This is a genomic window from Pedobacter agri PB92, assembly GCF_000258495.1.
Taxonomy (GTDB): domain Bacteria; phylum Bacteroidota; class Bacteroidia; order Sphingobacteriales; family Sphingobacteriaceae; genus Pedobacter; species Pedobacter agri.
In genome coordinates, this window is sequence record NZ_AJLG01000287.1 from 1 (window position 1) to 3,601 (window position 3,601).

The 3,601-nt window shown below is 35.6% G+C and carries 5 protein-coding genes and 1 pseudogene; 2 read left to right on the forward strand and 4 right to left on the reverse strand.

Features of this window, described 5'->3' with window-relative positions; all coding sequences use genetic code 11:
- From ON09_RS23130 to ON09_RS23145, 4 genes are all read right to left on the reverse strand, one after another.
- Window positions 1-262 (reverse strand): serine hydrolase (locus ON09_RS23130; protein WP_010603446.1); only part of this gene is annotated, 262 nt, incomplete at its 3' end.
- Between the two features lie 36 nt (window positions 263-298).
- Window positions 299-691, reverse strand: a complete 393-nt coding sequence (locus ON09_RS23135; protein ID WP_010603447.1) for a VOC family protein — start codon at window positions 689-691, stop codon at window positions 299-301.
- Between the two features lie 205 nt (window positions 692-896).
- A complete protein-coding gene (locus tag ON09_RS23140) occupies window positions 897-1,643 on the reverse strand; it encodes a competence protein CoiA (RefSeq protein ID WP_010603448.1) in 747 nt (248 codons plus the stop codon).
- A 12-nt stretch (window positions 1,644-1,655) separates the two neighbouring features.
- Window positions 1,656-1,970, reverse strand: a complete 315-nt coding sequence (locus tag ON09_RS23145; RefSeq protein WP_010603449.1) for a hypothetical protein — start codon at window positions 1,968-1,970, stop codon at window positions 1,656-1,658.
- 509 nt (window positions 1,971-2,479) lie between these two features.
- On the opposite strand from ON09_RS23145, the gene ON09_RS24600 reads away from it, so the two are divergent.
- Both ON09_RS24600 and ON09_RS24605 read left to right on the forward strand, forming a co-directional pair.
- The gene (locus ON09_RS24600) at window positions 2,480-3,010 is read left to right on the forward strand and encodes an AAA family ATPase (protein ID WP_010603450.1); all 531 of its coding nucleotides are present in this window, start codon (window positions 2,480-2,482) and stop codon (window positions 3,008-3,010) included.
- A 56-nt stretch (window positions 3,011-3,066) separates the two neighbouring features.
- Window positions 3,067-3,601 (forward strand): annotated as a pseudogene (locus ON09_RS24605) (helicase); the annotation flags it as partial.

The window sequence follows — 3,601 nt, forward strand, 5'->3', positions numbered from 1 at the left end:
GCATAATCGAAGTTGCAGAAAACGACTTTGAAATAGATGCAATTCTAAAAATATCCCGATCAGATAACTCAGTTTTGTTTTCCAAATCTTTTAAACCAAATGAATGCGTGTAAACGATTTTTCCTTTTTTAACAACTGCAACTGAGGCCCCTACGGCATTGTACTTTTGCATTACAGCTTTAAAATCAGTTTCAGCTTTTTCAGTTTGTGCAAAAACATTTGAGCCAATTAGCAATAATGCGATGAGTATATTTTTTTTCATATGAGGAATAGTTTTGAATATAAATAGCATCTGATTTTACTGTTTCGCATCATTTACTTCCAGCCAGTGTCCATCAGGATCTTTGAAGTATATTTGCTTCACCCCATCTACACGTAAATTTATAGCGCCTGCTTTACCGGCCCAGTCTTCAAATTGAATATTTTTGCTTTTCAGAAGCTTGATAAATTCATCAATAGATGGAACACTAAAACACAAATGATCATTTCTATCAAAGGTTTGATTGCTTTTTGCGCCCTCAATTAGGTGAAGTGCGCCTGCCTTCCCTAAGGTAAACCAGGTATGTTTCCCATCCTTAAATGGCTCAGGGATAATTTTTAGGCTAAATACACTTTGATAAAACAAGGTTGATTTATTTAGGTCGACAACATACACGGCGATGTGGTTTAATATTGCTGGGGTTTGGGCCATAGATTTTTGAAGAGTAAATATTGACAACAGAAAGGTAACTAAAGCAATTTTTTTTCATTCCTAAATATCATCAAATATGTTTAATAAGCACCAAAACAGTGGAATTTATTATGCAACAAAATTATAACGAAAACATATCGATGCCTGTAAAGGAAGCTTGAATTCACTTACAAATACAGAAAAGGAATTGAATTAAAAATGCAGTTTAGCGACCACTATATTTCTTCATGAAATCCTTTTTACTTACAAGCTGTAAATAACTGTAATTTGAAGAAATTTGATGTCTCTTTCTCAGACGGTATAAAAAAAGGCCTCCTAAATCAATAAAAATCGGGCATGATGCGTTTAACCAGGATTGATGTGGATTTCTCCAGCTAAAAGAATAAAATGCTGTAGAAAACGGGATATCTTTTAACTCTTCGTGGTAAAAGGTAAGTATTTCGGGGTGAGATTTTTCTGTCAAAATATCTTTTGTACGCATCAAAGAAAGGTGTTCTGAAACACAGAATTCATAATGCTGCAACAAAGGATCAAGTGGATTTGGAATAGATTTTACGACTTTAAAGCTTTTAAACTTCAATCCATTTACAATCCAAATCAGTTTTGGGTAAAAGCGTTCTCTCGACTGGAGTTCATCTGTATTAATTGCAGAATTTTGAAGTTCAATGGTGATGCCGTTGCTTGTATGTATATCTGCCCGGTGGAATTCTTGCCTTGTTTGATCATAGAAACTAACCTCACGAAATTCTGGCGCAAAGCCTTCTTTCCATTCACGATGCCATAAAGTTTCGCTCTCCCACCAGGAATCACATTGACTGAGTGAAACATGTGCCCAATGGTGAATCTTAACTGCGCCACATTTTGCAATAACTTTCTGCTTGCAGCCAACACAAATTCCAGTTTCACCCTTAACCGCTTCCTTACGCTCTCCATTTAACAACGCATATTGCATATGGACCTGTGTCTATTCGTTCCCCTTAAAAATGTTCATTACAGCGGTTTTCCATTCAATGTAACCTAAATCACCACAGGTTTTGGCAACAAAACCTTCCACGTCATTAGGCACATCATTAACAATACGCCAACGAATTTTATATTTTGGATTATAACTTATGTAAACCACTACATCATCGGTACGCTGCCCAACAGTTTCCAGTGCCTGTAAATGTATATCTCTTAAATCTTCAGCGGCAACCTTCAATCTTTCGTTCATGATTTTACCTAAAGAAAGATCTGGTTTAAAATCCGTTTCCAATATCGCTAAAACTGTAACAGTCATATCACTCCTCTTCATTTGAAAGCCTTAAAAAAGCTTTCCTGCTTAATTATTTAATGTTTCGCATATCGCGAATCAAACAAATTTATACTAATATAATTAGCAAACAAAAATAAAGATCGATATTTTTTTTAGTGAAGGAACCCGTATTTTTAAACATACTGATTACCAGAACAATAAAAATAATCTCGAAATAACATAAAATAAAAAAGAGATAAATTTTACATTAATCTCGCTTTAGCTAATCAAAATCATCCGTTTGATTCCATTCAACTATCGATATGAAAGGCATCAATTACTCAATAAAAGACCTGCCATTTTCTATTAATTGTATATTAAATGTGGAAATTACAGTCATTTAACCCTCGGGATAGACGATCCATTCATCCTGCAATTAGGGATTGTATAAAATGTGTATAAATCACACTCTATTTTGCGCAATGTTTAAACGCATTCTGCGCATCTTTGTACAAAAGATAACGATTTTTAAAGAAAGATTTCGCTGAACAAAGATGAACCCGACAAGCCATACCGATCAAGATAATCAACTTATTCACGACTTCATTAAATTTACCAATCAACCAATTTTTTTAACAGGTAAAGCTGGAACAGGAAAAACAACTTTATTAAGGAAAATTAAAGAAACTACGCAAAAAAACTTTGCTGTGATTGCGCCTACGGCTGTAGCAGCCATTAATGCAAGTGGAGTTACCATTCATTCGTTTTTCCAAATGCCATTTGGTCCAATTATTCCGGTTGCCGGCGATCAACAGTTTAAGGAAGTAAAATATAACGAAGAAAAAACCAAGCTTTTGAAATGCCTTGAATTACTGATTATTGACGAAATTAGTATGGTAAGGGCTGATATGCTCGATTTCATTGACCAATCATTGAAAAAAGTAAAAGGCTCCAGCATGCCTTTTGGCGGCGTACAGGTGTTGATGATTGGTGATTTGTATCAGCTCTCACCTATCGCCCATGATGCCTGGCATATTTTAAAAACATACTACTTAAGTCCCTATTTTTTGATAGCCATATTCTAAAATCGATCTCGCTTATCACTTTTGAACTGAAAAAGGTTTTCCGACAGTCGGATCCATTGTTTCTGGATATTTTAAACCGGATCAGAGAAAACAACTTAACTCCTGAATTGCTCGCGAAATTGAATGAGCATTTTGATCCCAGCTTAAATGAGGTTTGGAAAGATGAATACATCACATTAACAACACACAATAATCTGGTCACACAAATTAATCAGGATTGTCTGGACAAACTGGATGGTGACCTCCACGCTTTCACGGCCAAGGTAACTGGCGATTTTCCAAAAGATGCTTACCCTGTAGATGAAGTTTTGCAACTTAAAGTTGGCGCCCAGGTGATGTTTATCAAAAATGACTCATCAGGCAAAAAACAATACTATAACGGAAAGGCTGCGAAGATTGTTAGCATCGCAAATGATCGGGTAAGTGTTCAGTTTTTAGATGATTCTGCACATTTTGAAGTAGAGCGGGAAGAATGGCAAAACCTTAAATACAATCTCGATCAGCAGGAAAACAAAATTGAAGAAGTAAATACCGGGTCTTTTTCCCAATACCCATTTAAACTGGCCTGGGCAATTACCATAGTGTGTACGT